At 71.9% G+C, this 22,436-nt stretch carries 18 protein-coding genes; 11 read left to right on the top strand and 7 right to left on the bottom strand.

Annotated elements, in window-relative coordinates; all coding sequences use genetic code 11:
- Nucleotides 1–264 precede the first annotated feature (264 nt).
- The 3 genes from AF335_RS02440 to AF335_RS02450 are packed head-to-tail and all read left to right on the top strand — an operon-like array spanning nt 265 to nt 3,340.
- A complete protein-coding gene (locus AF335_RS02440; protein WP_102916561.1) occupies nt 265–1,530 on the top strand; it encodes an ABC transporter substrate-binding protein in 1,266 nt (421 codons plus the stop codon).
- Nucleotides 1,527–2,471: a carbohydrate ABC transporter permease gene (locus AF335_RS02445; RefSeq protein ID WP_102916562.1), complete on the top strand. Its 945-nt coding sequence runs from the start codon at nt 1,527–1,529 to the stop codon at nt 2,469–2,471. Before AF335_RS02440 ends, AF335_RS02445 begins: the two co-directional genes overlap by 4 nt.
- Nucleotides 2,472–2,473: 2 nt before the next feature.
- Nucleotides 2,474–3,340 (top strand): carbohydrate ABC transporter permease, encoded by an 867-nt coding sequence (locus tag AF335_RS02450; protein WP_102916563.1) that lies wholly within the window; start codon nt 2,474–2,476, stop codon nt 3,338–3,340.
- Here the strand turns inward: AF335_RS02450 and AF335_RS02455 are convergent.
- The 3 genes from AF335_RS02455 to dusB all read right to left on the bottom strand — a co-directional run bounded on the left by AF335_RS02455 (nt 3,298) and on the right by dusB (nt 9,396).
- On the bottom strand, nt 3,298–4,326 hold the full coding sequence (locus AF335_RS02455; protein WP_102916564.1) for an ArsR/SmtB family transcription factor: 1,029 nt from the start codon (nt 4,324–4,326) through the stop codon (nt 3,298–3,300). The two genes, AF335_RS02450 and AF335_RS02455, sit on opposite strands and share 43 nt — an antisense overlap.
- An 813-nt stretch (nt 4,327–5,139) precedes the next feature.
- Entirely contained in the window at nt 5,140–7,854 is a 2,715-nt protein-coding gene (ppdK, locus tag AF335_RS02460) for a pyruvate, phosphate dikinase (protein WP_102916565.1), read from the bottom strand.
- A gap of 390 nt (nt 7,855–8,244) precedes the next feature.
- Nucleotides 8,245–9,396, bottom strand: a complete 1,152-nt coding sequence (gene dusB, locus AF335_RS02465) for a tRNA dihydrouridine synthase DusB (protein WP_102916566.1) — start codon at nt 9,394–9,396, stop codon at nt 8,245–8,247.
- A gap of 86 nt (nt 9,397–9,482) precedes the next feature.
- Between dusB and AF335_RS02470 the strand changes: the two genes are divergently transcribed.
- Nucleotides 9,483–10,940, top strand: coding sequence for an MFS transporter (locus tag AF335_RS02470; protein ID WP_102916567.1), 1,458 nt, complete (start codon nt 9,483–9,485; stop codon nt 10,938–10,940).
- Nucleotides 10,937–11,395 (top strand): MarR family winged helix-turn-helix transcriptional regulator, encoded by a 459-nt coding sequence (locus AF335_RS02475; RefSeq protein ID WP_102916568.1) that lies wholly within the window; start codon nt 10,937–10,939, stop codon nt 11,393–11,395. The genes AF335_RS02470 and AF335_RS02475 overlap by 4 nt, the downstream gene beginning before the upstream one ends.
- A gap of 60 nt (nt 11,396–11,455) precedes the next feature.
- Here AF335_RS02475 and AF335_RS02480 read toward each other — a convergent pair whose 3' ends face one another.
- Nucleotides 11,456–12,283, bottom strand: coding sequence for a helix-turn-helix transcriptional regulator (locus tag AF335_RS02480; protein ID WP_244926886.1), 828 nt, complete (start codon nt 12,281–12,283; stop codon nt 11,456–11,458).
- Nucleotides 12,284–12,461: 178 nt separating this feature from the next.
- On the opposite strand from AF335_RS02480, the gene AF335_RS02485 reads away from it, so the two are divergent.
- The 3 genes from AF335_RS02485 (at nt 12,462) to AF335_RS02495 (ending at nt 15,890) form a co-directional block, all read left to right on the top strand.
- Nucleotides 12,462–13,919: an MFS transporter gene (locus AF335_RS02485; RefSeq protein WP_170127561.1), complete on the top strand. Its 1,458-nt coding sequence runs from the start codon at nt 12,462–12,464 to the stop codon at nt 13,917–13,919.
- Nucleotides 13,920–14,070: 151 nt separating this feature from the next.
- Nucleotides 14,071–15,075 (top strand): aldo/keto reductase, encoded by a 1,005-nt coding sequence (locus tag AF335_RS02490; RefSeq protein WP_102916570.1) that lies wholly within the window; start codon nt 14,071–14,073, stop codon nt 15,073–15,075.
- A gap of 236 nt (nt 15,076–15,311) precedes the next feature.
- Nucleotides 15,312–15,890: a TetR/AcrR family transcriptional regulator gene (locus tag AF335_RS02495; RefSeq protein ID WP_102916571.1), complete on the top strand. Its 579-nt coding sequence runs from the start codon at nt 15,312–15,314 to the stop codon at nt 15,888–15,890.
- A gap of 179 nt (nt 15,891–16,069) precedes the next feature.
- On the opposite strand, the gene AF335_RS02500 is transcribed toward AF335_RS02495, so the two are convergent.
- The 3 genes from AF335_RS02500 to AF335_RS02510 all read right to left on the bottom strand — a co-directional run bounded on the left by AF335_RS02500 (nt 16,070) and on the right by AF335_RS02510 (nt 19,521).
- Nucleotides 16,070–16,714, bottom strand: a complete 645-nt coding sequence (locus AF335_RS02500; RefSeq protein ID WP_102916572.1) for a response regulator — start codon at nt 16,712–16,714, stop codon at nt 16,070–16,072.
- Entirely contained in the window at nt 16,702–17,961 is a 1,260-nt protein-coding gene (locus AF335_RS02505) for a sensor histidine kinase (RefSeq protein ID WP_376697777.1), read from the bottom strand. Before AF335_RS02505 ends, AF335_RS02500 begins: the two co-directional genes overlap by 13 nt.
- Before the next feature lie 177 nt (nt 17,962–18,138).
- Nucleotides 18,139–19,521, bottom strand: coding sequence for a glycine--tRNA ligase (locus tag AF335_RS02510; RefSeq protein ID WP_087928218.1), 1,383 nt, complete (start codon nt 19,519–19,521; stop codon nt 18,139–18,141).
- Between the two features lie 186 nt (nt 19,522–19,707).
- Between AF335_RS02510 and AF335_RS02515 the strand changes: the two genes are divergently transcribed.
- Genes AF335_RS02515 through AF335_RS02525 form a run of 3 tightly spaced genes read left to right on the top strand, consistent with a single transcriptional unit; the run spans nt 19,708 to nt 22,426 of the window.
- Entirely contained in the window at nt 19,708–20,688 is a 981-nt protein-coding gene (locus tag AF335_RS02515) for a metal ABC transporter substrate-binding protein (protein ID WP_102916573.1), read from the top strand.
- A 17-nt stretch (nt 20,689–20,705) separates the two neighbouring features.
- Nucleotides 20,706–21,536, top strand: coding sequence for a metal ABC transporter ATP-binding protein (locus AF335_RS02520; protein WP_102917004.1), 831 nt, complete (start codon nt 20,706–20,708; stop codon nt 21,534–21,536).
- Entirely contained in the window at nt 21,536–22,426 is an 891-nt protein-coding gene (locus tag AF335_RS02525; protein ID WP_102916574.1) for a metal ABC transporter permease, read from the top strand. Before AF335_RS02520 ends, AF335_RS02525 begins: the two co-directional genes overlap by 1 nt.
- The last annotated feature ends 10 nt before the right edge of the window (nt 22,427–22,436 follow it).

The raw sequence follows: 22,436 nt of genomic DNA on the forward strand, positions 1-22,436 counted from the left end.
GGCCTCGGGGCCGGCCGGGCACCTACGGGTACGGGGGTCACGGTGACGGCTGAGCCGGGGCCGGCCGGGTTTCCACGCCGGGGGTCGCCGCCACGCGGAGCCGGGACCGGGGTCCCGCCCGGACGCCGACCCCCGGCCCCCCTTCCGGGCCGGATCGCCGCCACCGGCCCGGAAGGGGACACACGGCGGTAAGCCCCCTGTCGTAATCCCCCCGCATCGTTGATCGTTGGTCCGTACGGTCCCGACGCGAGGGGAAGTGCCGACATGCCGATCAGCCGCAGACAGCTCATGGCCGGCGGGGCCGGCCTCGCACTCACCGGCGCCCTCGGCTCCGCGTGCGGCTCCAACACCGGGCGCGGGAGCGGGGGTTCGAACGGACCCCGCCTGTCGCAGTGGTACCACCAGTACGGGGAGGCGGGCACCCGGCAGGCGGTGATCCGGTACGCCGCCGCCTACCGGAAAGCGGACGTCCGGATCGAGTGGCGGCCGGGCAACTACGACCAGCAGACCGCGGCCGCGCTGCTGTCCTCCTCCGGCCCGGACGTCTTCGAGGTCGCCGGGCCGACGCTGGACCAGATCCAGGGCGGCCAGGTCGTCGACCTCACCGACCTGATCGGGGATGTCAAGGGCGACTTCAGCCGGACCGTCCTCGCCCCCAAGACCCACGAAGGCCGCGTCTGGGGCGTCCCCCAGCTCGTCGACACCCAGCTGCTCTACTACCGCAGGAGCATGCTGAAGGACGCCGGGGTGCGGCCGCCAGGCAGCCTGGACGAGCTGATCGACGCCGCCCGCGCGCTCTCGACCGGCAAGGTCAAGGGCCTCTTCCTCGGCAACGACGGCGGCGCGAGCGCCCTCCACGGCACCCCTTTGTACGCCGCCGGCCTCGCCCTCGTCACCGACGGGGGCGAGGTGGGCTTCGACGACCCGGCCGCGGCGCGGACCCTCGGCAAGCTGCACCGGCTGTACGCCGACAAGTCGCTGCTGCTGGGCGCCCCCACCGACTGGGCCGACCCCTCCGCTTTCCTCCAGGGGCTCACCGCGATGCAGTGGTCCGGGCTGTGGGCGCTGCCCCGGATCCGCAAGGAGCTCGGCGACGACTTCGGGGTGCTGCCGTTCCCGCCGGACGGGCCGGCCGGCAGACCCGCCGTCCCGGTCGGGGCGTGGACCGCCGCCGTCAGCGCCCGCAGCGAGCACCGCGACGCGGCCAAGGCGTTCGTGAAGTGGCTGTGGATCGACCGCACGGACCTCCAGGAGGACTTCGCGCTCTCCTACGGCTTCCACATCCCCGCCCGGAACTCCCTCGCGGCCAAGGCGGACCGGCTCAAGGAGGGCCCCGCGGCGGAGGTGGTGCGGTTCGCCGAGAAGCACGGCAGCCCCGCCCAGCCCCTGCTGTGGACGCCGCCGAGCCAGACCGCCTATCAGGACGCCCTCAACCGCGTCATCAAGGGCGGCGCCGACCCCGCCGCCGAGCTGCGGGCGGTCGTCCGCAAGGCCGGTGCCGAGCTGCGCCGGGTCCGGAAGCGGGCATGAGCGCGCCCGGGAAGGCGCGCGGGAGGCAGCGCGGGCGCCCGGTCCGGCAACGGAACCGTACCCTCTGGTTCTGGACCTTCGTCGGCCCGTTCGTAGCGGGCCTCGCCCTGTTCACGTACGTACCGCTGGCCTGGAGTGTGTACCTCAGCCTCTTCGACGCCCACAACACCGTCTCCCCCACCGACTTCGTCGGACTCGGCAACTACACGGCGATGCTGGGCGATCCGGCCTTCCGCTCCTCCCTGGTCACCTTCGCGGTCTTCACCGCCTTCATCGTGCCCGCGACCTACACCCTCTCCCTCGGCCTGGCCCTGGCCGTGAACAGGCTGCGCTTCGCCCAGGCGTTCTTCCGGTCCGTGTTCTTCCTGCCGGCCGCCTGCTCGTACGTCGTCGCCGCGATGGTCTGGAAACTGTCCGTCTTCAACGGGGTGCGCTTCGGACTGGCCAATACCGTGCTCGGCTGGTTCGGCGCCGAGCCGGTCGCCTGGCTGGCGTCGACCGATCCGCCCTGGTACTGGCTCGTCATCGGCACCGTGCGGCTGTGGCTCCAGGCCGGTTTCTACATGGTGCTGTTCCTCGCCGGGCTCCAGCGCGTCCCGGTCCGGCTGTACGAGGCGGCCGCGCTCGACGGCGCCCGGCCCGGCTGGCAGACGTTCCGGCACATCACCTTCCCCGCCCTGCGGGCCACCTCGGTCGCCGTGGTGCTGCTGCTGGTGATCGGCGCCTTCCAGGCGTTCGACGAGTTCTACAACCTGCTCTCGGACACCCGCGGCTATCCGCCCTACGCCCGGCCGCCGCTGGTCTACCTCTACTACACCGCGCTCGGGCAGGGGCAGGACCTGGGCCTGGGCAGCGCGGGCGCCGTGATCCTGGCGCTGATCATCGCCGTGGTCACCGTCGTACAGGCCCGCTGGTCGGGCCTCGGCCGCAAGGAGGAGTGAGGATGCGTGCGAGGAACACACCGGCGCGGACGACCGACGACGCCCTCGTCAGGGCCGGGCGGGCGCTGCGGCTGGTGCTGCTGATCGCGCTGGGCGCGCTGTTCCTGATCCCCTTCTACCTCCTCGTCCGCAACGGGCTCGCCTCCGAGGCGGAGATCACCGCCGCCGACTGGACCTTCTTCCCGCGCCGTCCCCACTGGTCGAACGTGCGCGAGCTGTTCGCCGACCCGGACGTGCCCATGGCGCACGCGCTGCTGAACTCCACGCTGATCGCGGTGGCCACGACCGCCGGGACCCTGCTGCTCGCCTCGCTCGCGGGGTACGGCCTGGCCCGCATCCCCTACCGGCACGCGAACGCCGTCTTCTACGCCGTCCTGGGCACCCTGATGGTCCCGGCGGCCGTCACCTTCGTGCCGTCCTTCGTGCTCGTCTCCTCGCTGGGCTGGGTGTCGACCCTGCGCGGGCTGATCGTGCCGACGCTGTTCAGCGCCTTCGCGTGCTTCGTCTTCCGCCAGTACTTCCTGGGCTTCCCGCGCGAGCTGGAGGACGCGGCCCAGGTCGACGGGCTCGGCTACTGGCGCACGTACTGGCGGGTGGTCGTGCCCAACTCCCGGCCGGTGTTCGCGGCGGTCGGCACGATCGTCTTCATCGGCGCCTGGAACTCCTTCCTGTGGCCGCTGGTCATCGGCCAGGGCCGGAGCTCCTGGACGGCACAGGTCGCCCTGTCGACCTTCACCACCGCGCAGACCGTCAACCTCCATGAGCTGTTCGTGGCGGCGACCGCCTCGATCGTGCCGCTGCTGCTGGTGTTCCTGCTGCTCCAGCGCTACATCGTGGCGGGCGTCGAGCGCTCGGGGATCGACGACTGAGCCGCCGACCGCACCCTGGGCCGGTGCCCGCCGCGCAGCAGCGCCGCGCCCAGGGGGGTGAGCGTGTGCATCACGGCGCTGCCGTTGCGCAGCGTCAGCACCAGGCCGGCCTCCCGGAGCACCCCGGCGTGCTGGCTCGCGGAAGCGGCGGACACCCCGACGCGGCGGGCGAGCTCGCTGGTGGTGCAGCCGCCGCCGATCGAGCCGAGGACGGCCGAGCGGGTGTGGCCCACCAGCTTGCCCAGCGAGCGGGGCGCGGTGACCTCGGCGGGCGCGCACTCCGACATGTGCCGGGCGGGGTAGACGAGCACGGGGGCCAGCTCGGGGTTGACGTAGGCGACGGGGGTGCGGCGGCAGAAGAAGGAGGGCACGAGGAGCAGCCCCCGGCCGCCCAGGTGGATGTCCCGGTCGACCGGGTAGTCGGCCTCCAGGACCGGTGCCCGCCAGCGCATCATCGGCGGCAGGGAGGACAGCAGGGCGTCGGCGCCGCCGTCGAGGAGGGCCCGGCCGCGCACCGCGCGGTCCGCCTCTATCTGGGCCTGGATGTGGGACCAGTAGGGCGCGATGGCCGCCTCGTGGTACGCCTGGAGCGCGCCGGTCAGCTTGGCGAAGGCCCTGGAGTCGCCCTCCGCCATGGATCGTATCCAAGCCGGGAGGGTGCGGACCGTGGAGAGCCGGCCGAGCTCCTGGTGGACCCGCTCGGGGGGCGTCTCGCGCAGCGCCTGCATGCCCGAGTCGAGTCCGAGTACGCCTTCGGGCGGGGTGAGGAAGTCCGGAAAATAGCCGCGGGAGGGAACCAGCGGCGCGAGAAGCCGCGTTTCACCATTCAACCGAGCCCGGGTTTCCGACCGCCAATCGCCGAAGATCGACTCGCCTTGTTTGTCCCGGAGTCGGTGCAGGCTCAATACGGATTCCCAGAGTGCGTCCGGGTCTCCGGCCAGGCGCAACCGGGCCAGATCGAGTCCCGTGAAATGGACGCGCAGCACCAAACCCCCACATGAGACATCGCAACCACCCCCCGCTCACTGAGTATGCACACCGATACGAGCTGTTACCACGCCCTTTTGGCCACAGTTGAAAGGACTCGCGCGGAACATGTCGGAAGCGAAATGCTATTCACGCACTCAGGGCCGCCTCCGCTCGTTCCCGTGGGGGGTGGCGGGCGAAAAAGCGGCCGCTGAGTATGCGAGTTGCCGCCCGAGCCGATGCGGGCGGCAACAACTCCCGGTGGGGGAGTAAAGAGGGGCGGCGCTCCCGCACGGGCGCCGCCCCTTCGCCGTCCGGCGGGGGTTGGCCGGGTGCGGTGCCGCGTTACACACGGGTTACCCCGGGACTCCGGCCCCTTCACCTGCGGGCCGGCGGGGCCTGATCACCCCTTGGCCTCCGGCCCTCGCCCGACTCCTTCACCTGCGGCCCGGTAGGGCTGGCCACCCCTCGGCCTCCGGCCTTGACCCGACTCCTTCACCTGCGGGCCGGTGGGGGCTGGTCGCGCAGTTCCCCGCGCCCCTGAGGGGGCCGATGCACGGTTCTCACGTGCGGGCCCTCGCCCCACGGCCCCCTGACGAGGCGTGGCACGCGGCCCTCGTGAGCCGGACGGGACGGCCCCGCGTCCCTGACACCGGTAATGCCGGACGGGCCGGAGCGCACCCGCAGGTGGTCTCCGGCCCGCAGCACATCCAGCCCGTCCGGCGATTGAGGACGCGACCGGAGGGAGCTCCCGCCGCAGGCGGCAGGCGACCCGCAAACGGCCTACGCGGCAGGCGACCCGCACGGCAGACCGCCCGCGTCACCCGGTCGGACTACCGGCTGTCACTACCCCCGCCCAGCGCGGCAGCGCGCCCCGCCTCCAGGCGGGCGACCGGGATGCGGAACGGCGAGCAGGACACGTAGTCCAGGCCCACCTCGTGGAAGAAGTGCACCGACTCCGGGTCGCCGCCGTGCTCGCCGCAGACGCCGAGCTTGAGGTCGGGGCGGGTGGCCCGGCCGGCCTGGACGGCCGAGCGGACGAGCGAGCCCACACCGTCCCGGTCGATGGTCTCGAAGGGGCTGACGCCGAAGATGCCCTTCTCCAGGTACGCGGTGAAGAAGCTCGCCTCGACGTCGTCGCGGGAGAAGCCCCACACGGTCTGGGTGAGGTCGTTGGTGCCGAAGGAGAAGAACTGGGCGGCCTCCGCGATCTGGCCAGCCGTCAGCGCGGCGCGCGGCAGCTCGATCATGGTGCCGATGGTCAGCTTGAGGCTGGTGCCGGTGGCGGCCTCGACCTCGGCGATGACCTGGTCGGCCTCCTCGCGGACGATCTCCAGCTCCTGGACCGTGCCCACCAGCGGGATCATGATCTCGGCGCGCGGGTCGCCCTTGGCGTTCTTCCGCTCGGCCGCGGCCTCGGCGATGGCCCGTACCTGCATGGCGAACAGACCGGGGATGACCAGGCCGAGGCGGACACCGCGCAGACCCAGCATCGGGTTCTGCTCGTGCAGCTTGTGCACGGCCTGGAGGAGGCGCAGGTCGTTCTCGTTGGCGTCCTCGCGGGCCTCGGCGAGCGCGACCCGGACCGACAGCTCGGTGATGTCCGGGAGGAACTCGTGCAGCGGCGGGTCGAGCAGCCGCACGGTGACCGGCAGCCCGTCCATGGCCTCGAAGAGCTCGACGAAGTCGGCCTTCTGGAGCGGCAGCAGGGCACCGAGGGCGTCGTCGCGCTCGGCGTCGGTGTCGGCGAGGATGAGCCGCTCGACCATCTCGCGGCGCTCGCCGAGGAACATGTGCTCGGTGCGGCAGAGGCCGATGCCCTGGGCGCCGAAGCGGCGGGCCCGGGAGGCGTCCTCGGCGTTGTCGGCGTTGGCCCGCACCCGCAGCCGGCGCATCCGGTCGGCGTAGGCCATCACGCGGTGCACGGCCTGGACGAGCTCGTCGGCGTCGTCGGCGCCCGCGTGCATCCGGCCCTCGAAGTACTCGACGACCGGGGACGGTACGACCGGTACCTCGCCGAGGTACACCTTGCCGGTGGAGCCGTCGATGGAGACGACGTCGCCCTCCTCGATGACGACCCCGCCCGGGGCGGTCATGCGGCGGCGCTTGGTGTCGACCTCCAGCTCCTCGGCGCCGCAGACACAGGTCTTGCCCATGCCGCGGGCGACGACGGCCGCGTGCGAGGTCTTGCCGCCGCGCGAGGTCAGGATGCCCTCGGCGGCGATCATGCCGTTGAGGTCGTCGGGGTTGGTCTCGCGGCGGATGAGGATGACCTTCTCGCCCGAGCGCGACCACTTCACGGCGGTGTAGGAGTCGAAGACGGCCTTGCCGACGGCGGCGCCCGGCGAGGCGGCGATGCCGCGCCCGAGGAGCTCGGTCTTGGCCTTCTCGTCGAAGCGCGGGAACATCAGCTGTGCGAGCTGGGCGCCGGTGACGCGCTGGAGCGCCTCGGCCTCGTCGATCAGGCCCTGGTCCACCAGCTGGGTGGCGATGCGGAAGGCGGCGCCGGCGGTGCGCTTGCCGATGCGGGTCTGGAGCATCCAGAGCTTGCCGCGCTCGATGGTGAACTCGATGTCGCACAGGTCGCGGTAGTGCGTCTCCAGCGTCTCCATGATCGAGATCAGCTGGTCGTACGCGGCCTTGTCGATCCGCTCCAGGTCGGCGAGCGGCACGGTGTTGCGGATGCCCGCGACGACGTCCTCGCCCTGGGCGTTCTGGAGGTAGTCGCCGTAGACGCCCTGGTGGCCGCTGGCGGGGTCGCGGGTGAAGGCGACACCGGTGCCGGAGTCAGGGCCGAGGTTGCCGAAGACCATGGAGCAGATGTTGACGGCCGTGCCGAGGTCGCCCGGGATGCGCTCCTGGCGGCGGTAGAGCTTGGCGCGCTCGCCGTTCCAGGAGTCGAAGACGGCCCTTATGGCGAGGTCCATCTGCTCGCGGGGCTCCTGCGGGAAGTCGCGGCCGGTCTCCTTGGCGACGATGCCCTTGAACTCGTCCACGAGGACGCGCAGGTCGGCGGCGTCCAGGTCGACGTCGGTGGTGACGCCCTTGGCCCGCTTCGCCTCGTCGAGCACGTCCTCGAAGAGCTCGCCGTCGACGCCCAGCACGGTCTTGCCGAACATCTGGATGAGACGCCGGTAGGAGTCCCACGCGAAGCGCTCGTCGCCGGCCTGGGCGGCGAGGCCGGTGACGGACTCGTCGGAGAGGCCGATGTTCAGGACGGTGTCCATCATGCCGGGCATGGAGAACTTGGCGCCGGAGCGCACGGAGACCAGCAGCGGGTCGTCGGCCTGGCCGAGCTTCTTGCCCATCCGCGCCTCAAGGGCGTCGAGGTGGGCGGTGACCTCGTCACGGAGTGCCGTGGGCTCGCTGCCGCTGGCGAGGTAGACCTTGCACGCCTCGGTGGTGATCGTGAAGCCGGGCGGCACCGGGAGACCGAGGTTGGTCATCTCGGCGAGGTTGGCCCCCTTCCCGCCGAGCAGGTCCTTGAGGTCCTTGTTGCCCTCGGTGAAGTCGTAGACGAACTTCTGGCGATCTGTGGTCTCCGGCACGGGACTCGACTCCTCACTGGGGTCCCCCCGTACTCAGGTGGGGGAGGGCATGCTCAAACGGGCTGACGGCGGGGAGCGTACCCAGATCGAAGGCCCCTGAGGAGGTCCACTCCACGGTCATAGGGCTGCAACCACCCGTCTGCCGTCAGATCGAAAGTCACGCTCCGGCAAAGGCGCCTTCGACCCCTTCTTCGACACTTAAAGCCAGGATGACAAAGAGCGTCCAAGCAAGCACGCACCGTCGATAAAAACCGTCAACTGCCATCAGGTGCCATCAAGAAATGAAAACAAGAAGGGTGGCACGGAGTGCCACCCTTCTGAAGATGCAGACCGGCTTCAGTCGCTCATCTGAGCGCACCCCTGATCAGGGGTGGCGAGAATCACGCGCCCTCAGCCGCCGGAAGTGTCAAGTTCGGCGTCCGCGCTCACGGCCACACAGGCGTACGGATCGTCCAGCCAGCCCTCCGGGAGAACCACCCGGTCGCGGCCGGACGTGCGGCCACGGGGGCCGTCCGCGCCGGCGGGCCACGCCTGGTCCAAATCGAGCTCGCTCAGAAGAGCGCCCAGTTCGTCCAGGGATGAGGCGATTGCCAGCTTCTTCCGCATGTCCGAGCCGACCGAGAAGCCCTTGGTGTACCAGGCGACGTGCTTGCGGAAGTCGATGACACCGCGCTCCTCGCTCTCCAGCCACTCCCCCAGCAGCCGCGCGTGGCGCACCATCACGGCGGCCACCTCGCGGAACGTGGGCGCCGTGGGCGCCCCGCCGTGCTCGAAGGCGGCCACCAGGTCGCCGAAGAGCCAGGGGCGGCCCAGGCAGCCGCGGCCGACGACCACGCCGTCGCAACCCGTCTCGCGCACCATCCGCACGGCGTCCTCCGCCGACCAGATGTCGCCGTTCCCGAGGACCGGTATCTCCGGCACGGACTCCTTCAGCCGGGCGATGGAGTCCCAGTCGGCCGTGCCGCCGTAGTGCTGGGCGGCCGTGCGGCCGTGCAGCGCGATGGCCGTGACGCCCTCGTCGACCGCGATCCGCCCGGCCTCCAGGTAGGTCATGTGGTCGTCGTCGATGCCCTTGCGCATCTTCATGGTGACCGGCAGGGGGCCGGCGTTGCCGACCGCCTCGCGCAGGATCGCGCGCATGAGGTTGCGCTTGTACGGCATCGCGGCGCCGCCGCCCTTGCGGGTGACCTTGGGGACCGGGCAGCCGAAGTTCAGGTCGATGTGGTCGGCCAGGTCCTCGTCCACGATCATGCGGACGGCCCGGCCGACGGTCTCCGGGTCGACCCCGTAGAGCTGGATCGAGCGCGGCTTCTCCGAGGCGTCGAAGTGGATCAGCCGCATCGTCTTGGCGTCCCGCTCGACGAGCGCCCGCGTGGTGATCATCTCGCTGACGAAGATGCCCTTGCCGCCCGAGAACTCCCGGCACAGCGTGCGGAACGGCGCGTTGGTGATGCCCGCCATGGGGGCCAGCACCACCGGCGGCCACAGGGTGTGCGGGCCGATGGAGAGCGGCGCGAACGGCGAGCCGGCGTCATTGGTCATACCTCCCATTGTCCCGTACCGCTCCGGCTCCTCCGGCTGTAGGCTGAAATTAATTGGACTCGTACAACTACTTCTGGTGGTGCCGTATGACGGAGCCCTCCGTACCGGCCGGCGACCCCGCCGATGGACCGGCCGCTCCCCTCTCCTCCCGCAGGCGCCTGCTGGTGCTGGCCATCTGCTGCACCAGCCTGCTGATCGTGAGCCTCGACAACACGATCCTCAACGTGGCCCTGCCGTCCATGCGGCGGGATCTCCACACCTCGATCGCCGGCCTCCAGTGGACGATCGACGCCTACACGCTCGTCCTCGCCTCGCTGCTGATGCTGGCCGGCTCGACCGCGGACCGGATCGGCCGCAGACGGATATTCCAGACCGGCCTCGTGCTGTTCGCCCTCGGCTCGCTGCTGTGCAGCCTGGCACCGAGCCTGACGTGGCTGGTCGTCTTCCGGATGATCCAGGCCGTGGGCGGCTCGATGCTCAACCCCGTCGCCATGTCGATCATCACCAACACCTTCACGGACCCCAGGGAGCGGGCCCGCGCGATCGGGGTGTGGGGCGGCGTCGTCGGCCTCAGCATGGCCGCCGGACCGATCGTGGGCGGCGCCCTCGTGGAGTCCGTCGGCTGGCGCTCGATCTTCTGGATCAACCTGCCGGTCGGCCTGGCGGCCCTGGTGATGACCGCCCGCTACGTCCCCGAGTCGCGCGCCCCCAGGCCGCGCCGGGTGGACCCGGTCGGCCAGCTGCTGGTGATCGCGCTGCTCGGCTCGGTGACGTACGGGATCATCGAGGGCGCCGCGGCGGGCTGGACCTCACCGCTGATCCTGGGCTGCTTCGCCGTCGGCGCCGGCTCGCTCGCCGGGCTGCTGGCCTACGAGCGGCGGCGCGCGGAGCCCCTCGTCGAGCTCGGGTTCTTCCGCAGCGCCCCGTTCAGCGGTGCCACGGTCATCGCGGTCAGCGCCTTCGCGGCGCTCGGCGGCTTCCTCTTCCTCAACACCCTCCACCTCCAGGACGACCGCGGTCTCTCGCCCCTCGACGCCGGGCTCTACATGCTGCCGATGGCCGTCATGTGCCTGGTCTTCGCGCCGGTCTCGGGCCGGCTGGTGGGCTCCCGGGGGCCCCGGCTGCCGCTGCTGCTCGCCGGAGCGGCGATGACGGCCAGCGGTGTGATGTTCGCGGGCTTCGACGCCTTCTCCTCCGACCTCACGACGATCACCGCCTATGTGCTCTTCGGCATCGGCTTCGGCCTGGTCAACGCGCCGATAACGAACACGGCGGTCTCCGGTATGCCGCGCTCCCGGGCCGGGGTGGCCGCGGCGGTGGCGTCGACCAGCCGGCAGGTCGGCAGCGCGCTCGGCGTCGCCGTGATCGGCGCGGCGGTCGCCGCAGGGCTCCAGCTCACCGGCTGGTGGATCATCACCGGCTGCGGCGCGGCCGTCCTGCTGCTCGGTACGCTCACCACCGGCCGCTGGGCCGCCGGTACGGCCGAGCGGACGGCGGCCCGTCTCGACCTCGAACGGACCAGGATCCCGGTGACGACACCATGACCACGCACTCACCCCCACCCGCGCGGAACGCGGCCGCCGAGCGCGCCTGGGGCAGCCTCCGGCAGATCGTCCTCGGTGGCAACGAACGCCGCAAGGAGGTCGTCGAGGCGCTCGGCATGAGCTTCTTCCGCGTCAAGGCGCTCCGCAGGATCGCCCGGGAGCCCGTCGCCCTCCGCGATCTGGCGGACGAGCTGCTGACGGACCGTCCGTACACGACGCTCGTCGTGGCCGACCTCGCGGAGCGGGGCCTGGTCGAACGCACGGCGAACCCGGTGGACCGGCGCTCGAAGATCGTCTCGGTGACGGCGGCGGGCAGGGCGGCGGCGGAACGGGCGGAACGGATACTGGGGGCGCCGCCGCCGGCGCTGCTGGCGCTGCCGGAGGAGGACCTGGCGGCGCTGGACCGCATCACCGCGCTCCTGGCGGGCGGCCCCCCGCACGGCCCCGGACGGTGACGGAGCCGCCGGCCGCCGCGGGAGTCGCCCGCGGGCCGGCCCGGCGGCACCCTCACCGCCTTACCGCAGCAGCTCCAGCCGTTCCCGCGTCGTCTCGTCCGCCGGGACGAACGTCACCAGCCGCGCCCCCGACTGCGGGCCCACCCACAGGCTCGTGAGGTTCAGCCGCAGCAGCCCGGCCTCGGGGTGCTGGAACACCCGGGCCGTGCGGGCCGTCGGCGGCGCCACCTCATGGCGGGCCCAGAGCGCCCGGAATTCGGGCGACGCGTCGAGCAACCTCTTGAGCAGGCAGTTCCACGCCGGGTCGGCGATGTGCTCGGCCATGGAGGCCCGGAACTTCGCGGCCATCGACTGGATCACCTCCGGCCGGTCCACGAACGTGTCGCCGATCCGGGGGTGGGTGAAGGCGAGCCACAAGCAGTTGTGCTCCTCGACGGGCAGCGAGTCGAGGCCGCCCATCAGCCGCCCGTACGCACGGTTGTAGGCGCGGATGTCGTAGCGGGCGTTCTGGACGCACGCGGGGAACGGCTCCAGGCGCTCCAGCATCATCCGCAGCTGTTCCGAGACGCCCAGGCAGGTCGTGTCGGGCATCGGATCGGCCGTCTCCGCGAGGGCGAAGAGGTGGCTGCGCTCGACGCGGTCGAGCATCAGGGCGCGCGCGATGGAGTCGAGGACCTGCGCCGACACCTTGATGTCGCGCGCCTGCTCCAGCCACGTGTACCAGGTGACGCCGACGGCGGCGAGGTGGGCGACCTCCTCGCGGCGCAGCCCGGGGGTGCGGCGGCGGGGGCCGCGCGGCAGCCCGGCCTGCTCCGGGGTGACGCGCTCGCGGCGGCTGCGCAGGAAGGCCGCGAGCTCGCCGCGGCGCGCGTCGGCGGCGCCGGGCACGGCGTGCGGGGCGTAGGGAGCGGCCGGAGCGGGGCGGGGGCGGGGAGGGGCCGGGTCTCCTGCAACATCGTGGTCATGCCTCCAGCGTGCGGGGCGCGCGGTCCCCGTTCCAGGTAGTACTTGTACCAGGATAAAGAGGCTCTGGTACCAGGCTGGGACCCACGGCATCGTCCTCCTCGTGAGCGATACCCGAACCACCCCCCTTGCCCCCGCGGCGGCCACCACCGCCGCCCCCGTACGACCGCCGGCCCCGGCGCCGGGCCTGAGCGCGCTCGGCCTGATCACCGTGCTGACCGGCGCGGCGCTGCCGATGCTGGACTTCTTCATCGTCAACGTCGCGCTGCCCACCATCGACCACGATCTGCACGCGGGCCCGGCCATGCTGGAGATGGTCGTCGGCGGCTACGGCGTCGCGTACGCCGTGCTGCTCGTCCTCGGCGGGCGGCTGGGCGACATGGTGGGGCGCAAGCGGCTGTTCCTGTGGGGCACCGCGGCGTTCGGCGTGACGTCGGTGGCCTGCGGTCTGGCGCCGGACGCGTGGTCGCTGGTGGTGGCCCGGATCGCGCAGGGCGCCGCGTCGGCCCTGATGCTGCCGCAGGTGCTGGCGACGATCCAGGCGACGACCGCCGGCGCGCGCCGCACCAAGGCACTGAGCCTGTACAGCTGCACGGCGGGCGTCGCGGCCTCGGTCGGGCAGGTGCTCGGCGGGGTGCTGGTGTCGGTGGACGTGCTGGGCACCGGCTGGCGCTCCATCTTCCTGGTGAACGCCCCGGTGGCCGTGGTGGCGCTGGTGCTGGCGGTGCGGGCGGTCCCGGAGACTCGCTCGGAGCACCCGACCCGCGTGGACGTACGCGGCACCCTGCTGCTGACGGTGTCGCTGGTCTCGCTGCTGGTGCCGCTGACGGAGGGCCGGTCGACGGGCTGGCCGGTGTGGTCGTGGGTGCTGCTGGCCGTGTTCCCGGTGTCGGCGGTCGCCTTCGCGGTGGTGGAACGGCGCGAGGAGGCCGCCGGGCGGACGCCGCTGATACCGCCGTCGCTGCTGCGGATCCACTCGGTGCGCAGCGGGCTGGCGGTGATCGTGCCGTTCTCCATCGGCTGGGGCGGCTTCATGTTCGTCGTCGCGGTGGTGCTCCAGGAGGGGCTGCGGCTGGGTCCGATGGCGGCCGGGCTGGCACTGGTGCCGATCTCCCTGGCCTTCCTGGCCGGCTCGCTGGCCGGGCCCCGGCTCGCGGCCCGGTACGGGCGCGGCGTGGTGACGGCGGGGACGCTGCTCCAGGCGGCCGGGCTGGTGGGCCTGGCCGCGACCTTCCACTGGGGCTGGGACGGGCTGGGCGCCGTGGGCCCGGCACCGGCGCTGGCGGTGCAGGGGCTGGGCCAGGGGCTGCTGTTCCCCGTGGCGATCCGGGCCGTGCTGAGCGAGGTGCCCGTGGCCCAGGCGGGTGTGGGCGGCGGGGTGATGACCACGACGCAGCAGGCGTTCATGGCGCTGGGTGTGGCCACGCTCGGCTCGCTCTTCCTGTCCCTCGCCGGGTCCATGGGGATGCGGGACGCGGTGGTGGTGACGCTCGGGGTGCAGCTGGTGACGGTGGTGATCACGGCGCTGCTGAGTCTGCGGCTGCCGCGGAAACTGGCCTGAAATCACCGCCGGGCCCCCGCACCGGGGCCCGGCGGCCTCCTTCGCGACACACATGGAATGACAGATATTGAAATCTGTCATTCCATGTGTCACTCTTCCTGTGTACGCACTCCGCCGTACGCACTTCCGCAGCCCCGCGAAGGAGTCCCCCGTGCTGCACCGCACCCTCGGCACCACCGGCCCCCAGGTTTCCGCTCTCGGTCTCGGCGCGATGGGCATGTCCGCCCTCTACGGCGAGGCCGACCGCGCCGAGTCGATCGCCACCATCCACGCCGCCCTCGACGCAGGCGTCACCCTGATCGACACCGGCGACTTCTACGGCATGGGCCACAACGAACTGCTCATCAACGAAGCCCTGCGCACCGCCCCGGCGGGCGCCCGCGAGAAGGCCCTCACCAGCGTCAAGTTCGGTGCGCTGCGCACCGTCGAGGGCGGCTTCACCGGCGTCGACGGCAGCCCGAACGCGGTGAAGAACTTCGCCGCGTACTCGCTCCAGCGCCTCGGCACCGACCACATCGACGTCTACCGCCTCGCGCGGCTCGACCCGAACGTCCCGATCGAGGAGACCGTCGGCGCCATCGCCGAGCTGGTCGAGGCCGGTCATGTCCGGCACATCGGCCTCTCCGAGGTGAACGCCGAGACGATCCGCCGGGCCGCCGCCGTGGCCCCGATCGCCGACCTCCAGATCGAGTACTCGCTGATCTCTCGCGGCATCGAGAAGGAGATCCTGCCGACCGTCCGCGAGCTGGGCATCGGCGTCACCGCGTACGGCGTCCTCTCGCGCGGCCTGATCAGCGGCCACTTCACCCGGGACCGGCAGCTCGCCGCGAACGACTTCCGCGGCATGAGCCCGCGCTTCCAGGGCGAGAACCTCCGGCACAACCTCGACCTGGTCGACGCCCTCCGCGAGATCGCCGAGGCGAAGGGCGCGACCGTCGCCCAGACCGCCATCGCCTGGGTCCTGGCCCAGGGCGAGGACATCGTCCCGCTGGTCGGCGCCCGCCGCCGCGACCGCCTCACCGAGGCGCTCGGCGCGCTGGACGTCCACCTGGACGCGCAGGACCTCGCCGCCATCGAGCGAGCGGTCCCGCCGGGCGCCGCAGCCGGCGACCGCTACCCGACCGACCAGATGGCCCACCTCGACAGCGAGCGGTAGACAGACCTGGTTGTGGGCAGGCGCTCCCGGACGGTTGTGGGCAGGCGTTCCGCAAGGGCTGGGGGCACCCCCGGCCGAAGGTTGGGGGAGGGTGGGCACAACCCACCCACCGGCCCGCACCCGCCCACGAGACGGCCAGCCCACCCGGGCCCCGGCCCACCCCGGCCGGGTACGGTCGCTACCAGGCGCCGCGCCCGCCGCGCGCCACCCCCGTCCCGAAAGGACCCCACCCCCCGATGCCCGAGCCGCTGACCCCCACCCGCATCCTGGAAGCCACCGAAGACGTCCTCCGCCGCTTCGGCCCGGCGAAGGCCACCGTCGTCGACGTGGCACGGGCCCTGGGCGTCAGCCACGGCAGCGTCTACCGCCACTTCGGCAGCAAGGCCGCGCTCCGCGAGGCCGTGACCCAGCGCTGGCTGGACCAGTCGCACACCACGCTGTCCGCCGTCGCCGACGCGGAGGGCCCGGCCGGGCCCCGGCTGCGCGAGTGGCTCGCCGCCCTCTTCGCCGCGAAGCGGCGCAAGGCGGGTGACGACCCGGAGCTCTTCGCCACGTACATGGTCCTCGTCGGTGAGAACAGCGGCGTCGTCGAGCGGCACATCGAGACGATGATCGAGCAGCTGGCCCGCATCGTGGGGAGCGGTGTCCGCGACGGCGAGTTCCGCGCGGCGGACCCGGCGGCGACGGCGCGGGCGCTGTGGGACGCGACGAACCGTTTCCACGACCCGGCGTACGCGGCGGAGTGGTCCCGCCCGGGGATCGACGAGGCGTTCGAGGTCGTGTGCGACCTGGTCCTGCGGGGTCTGCGGGCGTAAGCGCCTACGGCGCTTGTCCTCGATCGCCGGACGGGCTGGAAAATCCAGCCCGTCCGGCGCTTGAGGACCGGGGTCCGGGGCAGAGCCCCTCACACGGCGGAGCCGCACATCGGATGCGGCGGGAAGGGTCGGGCAGGGGAAAGCCCCCGGCACGGACCCCACCGACGCCACCCCACCCCCTACCCCACCCCCAGGAACCGCAGCACCGCCAGCACCCGCCGGTGATCCGCGTCGGCCCGCGGCAGGTCCAGCTTCGCCAGGATCCCGTTGATGTGCTTCGCCACGGCGGACTCGCTCACCACCAGCCGCTCCGCGATCCCCGCGTTCGACCGGCCGCCCGCCATCAGCTCCAGCACCTCCCGCTCGCGCCGGGTCAGCCGCTCCAGCGGATCCCGGTGGCGGCGCAGCAGCAGCTGGGAGACGACCTGCGGGTCGAGGGCCGTCCCGCCGGCCGCCACGCGGCGCAGGGCGTCGATGAACTCCTCGACGTCCGCGACGCGTTCCTTCAGCAGATAGCCGACGCCCCGGGTGTCACCGGACAGCAGGTCGGCGGCGTAGCGCTCCTCCACGTACTGGGAGAGCAGCAGGAGCGCCGTGTCCGGCCACTCGCGGCGGATGACGAGCGCCGCGCGTACGCCCTCGTCGGTGAAGCCCGGCGGCATGCGGACGTCGAGGACCGCGAGGTCCGGCCGGTGCTCAGCCACGGCGGCCAGTGCCGCCTCCGCGTCGCCCACTTCCGCGACCACGTCGAACCCGGCCGTCTCCAGGACCTTCACCAGGCCGATCCTGAGCAGGACGGAATCCTCGGCGATCACAGCGCGCACGGCAGCTCCACGGTCACAACGGTCGGGCCCCCGGGAGGGCTGCTGATCGAGAACGTGCCGTCGACCGACGCGACGCGCTTGGCGAGCCCCGCCAGGCCCGTACCGCCCGGGGAGACGTCGGCCCCGCCCACGCCGTCGTCGGAGACGACGACGAGAAGTATCCCCCCGAAGCGTTCGACCGTGACGTCGGCCCCGGACGCCTGGGCGTGCTTGACGACGTTGGTGAGCGCCTCGGAGACCACGAAGTAGGCGACGGCCTCGATGGTCGGCGACGGCCTCGACGCCAGGTCGACCTTGAGCCGGACCGGCAGCGGTGCCCGTGCCGCGATGCCGGACAGGGCCGCGTCCAGGCCCCGGTCCTCCAGCACGGCGGGGTGCAGACCGCGTACGAGGCTGCTCAGTTCGGCGATGGCCTCCTTGGCCTCGCGGTGCGCCTCGTCGATGACCTTGCGGGCGTCGTCGGGCAGGTCCGGCAGCGTGACCTTGGCCAGGCCGAGGTTGACGGCCATCGAGACCAGCCGCTGCTGGGCGCCGTCGTGCAGGTCCCGCTCGATCCGGCGGCGCTCGGCGTCCGCCGCGTCGACGACGTCCGCGCGCCGCTCGGTGAGGTCCTCGACCCGCCGGGCCAGCCGCTCCTCCCGGCTGGGGCCGAGCAGCCGCAGGGCCGTCCGGCCGTCGGCGCGGGCGAGGGCCCCGGTGAGCCAGGCGGTGGCGTAGAGCCCGGCGAGCCCGGCGGCGGTGAGGTACGCGGCCTGGGTGGTGTATCCGCTCTGGGAGAGCCGCCACCATGTGGGCAGCGCCCAGACCCAGACGTAGACGGTGGCCGCGCAGCACGACACCAGTCCCAGGAGGGCGGTGAGCGCCCCGCCGAGCGCGACCAGCGGCCCGGCCAGCAGGTGGTAGACGGCCTGCCGGCGGCCGGCCCGGGTCCCGATCCCGTACCGTCCGGCGCCCTGCCGGGCCTCCGGTATGTCCACCCTGACCAGCGCCCGGAACCGCTCCCGCTGCACGGCGGTCAGCCAGGGGGTGGCGGCCGCGACGACGGCGAGGGGCGCGAGCACGGCCGCGATGACGAGCAGCGGGTGCGAGGGGTTCACGGTGAGCCACGGCACGGCCAGCAGGAGGCAGGAGGCGAGCTGGACGCCGATGCCGGTGGCCATCAGGGCGAAGGGGCGCCGGGCGTCGCGGAAGGGCCGGAGGAGGGGCCGGATGAAGGAGGGGCGGCGCAGCGGGGTGGGGATTCGCATGTACCGAACGTTATGGGCGCAGGTCAGAGGCCGTCGATGGTGCGGGTTTCCGAGTCGGGGGTGTAGCCAGTGCCACCCTTCCGGCCCGGGAGAGACCGGAGGCCCCGGTTCCCACCGAGTGGGAACCGGGGCCTCCGGGTCCGGCCGGGAAGACCGGCCGGAAAGGACTGAAAAGGATCAGCAGCCCAGCAGACGCGCGCCCAGGTACGCCTGGATCTGGTCCAGCGACACGCGCTCCTGCTTCATCGTGTCGCGCTCGCGCACGGTCACGGCGTTGTCGTCGAGGGTGTCGAAGTCGACCGTGACGCAGAACGGCGTACCGATCTCGTCCTGGCGGCGGTAGCGGCGGCCGATGGCGCCCGCGTCATCGAACTCGATGTTCCAGTTCTGCCGCAGGTCCGCCGCGAGGCCCTTGGCCTTCGGGGACAGCTGCGGGTTGCGGGACAGCGGCAGCACGGCGACCTTGACCGGCGCGAGGCGCGGGTCGAGGCGCATCACGACGCGCTTCTCCATGACGCCCTTGGCGTTCGGGGCCTCGTCCTCGTTGTACGCGTCGAGCATGAAGGCGAGCATGGCGCGGTTGAGACCGGCCGCCGGCTCGATGACGTACGGGAAGTAGCGCTCGCCGGCCTCCTGGTCGAAGTACGACAGGTCCTGGCCGGAGCCCTTGGAGTGGGCCTTGAGGTCGTAGTCGGTGCGGTTGGCCACACCCTCCAGCTCGGAGTACTCGGTGCCGCCGAAGTTGAAGCGGTACTCGATGTCGACGGTGCGCTTGGAGTAGTGGGAGAGCTTCTCAGCGGCGTGCTCGTACCACCGCATGTTCTCCTCGCGCATGCCGAGGCCGGTGTACCAGTTCCAGCGCTGCTGCATCCAGTACTCGTGCCACTGCTCGTCCTCGCCCGGCTTGACGAAGAACTCCATCTCCATCTGCTCGAACTCGCGGGTGCGGAAGATGAAGTTGCCCGGCGTGATCTCGTTACGGAAGGACTTGCCGGTCTGGGCGATGCCGAACGGGGGCTTCTTGCGCGAGGTCGTCTGGACCTGGGCGAAGTTGGTGAAGATGCCCTGCGCGGTCTCGGGGCGCAGGTAGGTCACCGCGCCGGAGTCCTGGGTCGGGCCGAGGTGCGTGGACAGCAGGCCGGAGAACTGCTTGGGCTCGGTGAAGGCGCCCTTGTTGCCGCAGTGCGGGCAGTTGAGGTCGGCGAGGCCGTTCTCGGGGAGCTTGCCGTGCTTGGCCTCGTACGCCTCCTCCAGGTGGTCCGCGCGGAAGCGCTTGTGGCAGGAGGTGCACTCGGTCAGCGGGTCGGTGAAGGTGGCGACGTGACCGGACGCCTCCCACACCTCGCGGGCCAGGATGACCGACGAGTCGAGACCGACCACGTCGTCGCGCGAGGTGACCATGGAGCGCCACCACTGACGCTTGATGTTCTCCTTGAGCTCCACACCGAGCGGTCCGTAGTCCCAGGCGGCGCGCTGGCCGCCATAGATCTCACTGCACGGATAGACAAAGCCACGGCGCTTGCTCAGGCTGACGATGGTGTCGATCTTGTCGGCGGCCACGGTGCTCTCTTCATTGCGACGACGAACAGCGAATGGTTCAGGTTACCGGCGCTGCACCCCCTCTCATCAAATCGGCTCTGGCCTTGGCTTGACCCGATCCCTCCGGAAGCCGCCCATAAGCCGCTCCTCGGTCTCCTGAGCACAGCTTGTTGACAATCGTTTCCATTTTTGTTGAAAATGACTGTCATGAACGTAAGCCGTCGCCACCTCCGCGCCCCCCGAATAACCACGGCCGCCGTCGCCACGGCCGCAGCCCTGGGGCTGCTCACCCTGTCCGCGTGCTCCTCCGGCACGGCGGACGAGGCGGCGGACGGCAAGCTCAAGGTGGTGGCGTCGTTCTATCCCATGCAGTTCCTGGCCGAGCAGATCGGCGGCGACCACGTCAGCGTGACCAACCTGACCAAGCCGGGCCAGGAGCCGCACGACCTGGAGCTCAAGCCCAAGCAGACCGCCTCCCTCAGCGACGCCGGGGCGATCGTCTACCTCAAGGGCCTCCAGCCCGCCGTGGACGAGGCGGTCAAGCAGTCCAAGAACAAGCACATCGCCGACGCGGCCTCCCTCACCAGCACGGAGGAGCACGGCACCGAGGTCGACGGCCACGACCACTCCTCCGGCGACAACCACTCGCACTCGCACTCCGAGGCCGGCGCCGACCCCCACATCTGGCTCGACCCCGTGAAGTACGCCGAGGTCGCCAAGGGTGTCGCCAAGACGCTCGGCGAGGCCGCCCCCGACCACAAGGCGGACTTCCAGAAGAACGCCGACGCGCTGGCCAAGCGGCTGGACGGGCTGAACAAGAAGTTCTCGGACGGCCTGAAGAACCGCGCCTCCGACACCTTCATCACCACCCACGCCGCCTTCGGCTACCTCGCCGAGCGCTACAGCCTCACCGAGGAGGCCATCAGCGGCCTCGACCCGGAGTCCGAGCCCAGCGCGGCCCGGATCAAGGACCTCCAGAAGCTGGCCAAGGAGCACCACGTCTCCACGGTCTTCTTCGAGACCATCGCCAACCCGTCCACGGCCAAGACCCTCGCCAAGGACCTGGACCTCAAGACGGACGTCCTCGACCCGCTCGAAGGCATCACCGACAAGTCCAAGGGCGACGACTACTTCGGGGTCATGGAAGCCAACCTCGCCGCCCTCCAGAAGGCGCTCGGCACCAAGTGACGGAGGTCAACACCACCATGGACGATCGCCCCGCCATAGCGCCCGGCACGGAGCCCGGCGCCGAGCCGGCCCCGGAGCCGGCCGGCGAGCCCGTCATAGCCCTCCGGGGGGTGACGGCGACCCTCGGCTCGCGCCCGGTGCTGCGCGGCGTCGACCTGACCGTACGGCCCGGCGAGGTCGTGGCGCTGCTCGGCGCCAACGGCTCCGGCAAGTCCACGGCCGTCCGCGCCGTCGTCGGCCAGGTGCCGCTCACCGGCGGCGAGCTGGAGCTGTTCGGCCGCCCCCGGCGCCGCTTCCGCGACTGGGCGCGCGTCGGCTACGTCCCGCAGCGCACCACCGCCGCAGGCGGCGTGCCGGCCACCGTGGGCGAGGTCGTCGCCTCCGGGCGGCTGGCCCGCACCCGCTTCGGCATCCTGCGCAAGGCCGACCGCGAGGCCGTCGTCCGGGCCCTGGAGCTCGTCGGCATGGCCGACCGGATCAAGGACTCCGTCGACGCCCTCTCCGGCGGCCAGCACCAGCGGGTGCTGATCGCCCGCGCGCTGGCCGGCGAACCCGAGCTGCTGATCATGGACGAGCCGATGGCCGGCGTGGACCTGGCCAGCCAGGAGGTCCTCGCGGACGCCCTGCGCGCCCAGGTCGCCCGGGGCGCCACCGTCCTCGTCGTGCTGCACGAGCTCGGCCCCCTGGAGCCGCTCATCGACCGCGCGGTCGTCCTCCGCGACGGCTGCGTCGTGCACGACGGGCCGCCGCCCGAGGCCGTGGGCCAGCACGCGCTCCCCGGCCACGACCACGTACACCCGCACGCCGGCCCGGTGGCGGAACCGATTCGGACAGGGCTGCTGACCTGATGGAAATCCTCGAACCCGCATTCATGCAGCGGGCCCTGCTCGCCGCCCTGATCGTCGGCGTCACGGCCCCCGCCATCGGCACCTACCTCGTCCAGCGCCGCCAGGCGCTGATGGGCGACGGCATCGGCCACGTCGCCCTCACCGGCGTCGGCCTCGGCTTCCTGCTCAACGCCAGCCCGGTGTGGATCGCCACCGCCGTCTGCGTCGTCGGCGCCGTGATCATGGAGCTGATCCGCTCCTACGGCAAGGCCCGCGGCGACATCGCCCTCGCCATGCTGTTCTACGGCGGCATGGCCGGCGGTGTGATGCTGACGAGCCTCTCCGAGGCCGGCTCCAACGCCAACCTCGTCTCGTACCTCTTCGGCTCGATCACGACCGTCTCCGAGGAGGACATGACCGCGATCTGCGTCCTGGCCGCCTTCGTGATCCTGGTCACCATCGGCCTGCGGCGGCAGCTCTTCGCGATCTGCCAGGACGAGGAGTTCGCCCGCGTCACCGGCCTCCCGGTGCGGCTGCTCAACCTGCTGGTCGCGATCACCGCCGCGGTGACCGTCACCGTCGCGATGCGCGTCGTCGGCCTGCTGCTCGTCAGCGCCCTGATGGTCATCCCGGTGGCCGCCTCCCAGCAGATCTCCCGCAGCTTCGCCATGACCTTCGGCCTGGCCATGGGCATCGGGGTGCTGGTCGCCGTCTCCGGCACCGCCACCTCGTACTACGTGGACGTGCCGTCCGGCGCCACGATCGTGCTCCTCGCGATCGGCGTCTTCGTCGCCCTGACGGTCCTCGCCGCGCCCCTGGCGAGGCGGCGCGCACGGCGCACCGAGGCCGCCGAGGGCTGCACGCTCCAGGTGCCCGAGGCACGCGCCGCCACGGACGACGTACGGGTCTGAGCCCGGCGCG

Source organism: Streptomyces eurocidicus, assembly GCF_002891295.1.
In the GTDB taxonomy this organism is placed as follows: domain Bacteria; phylum Actinomycetota; class Actinomycetes; order Streptomycetales; family Streptomycetaceae; genus Streptomyces; species Streptomyces eurocidicus.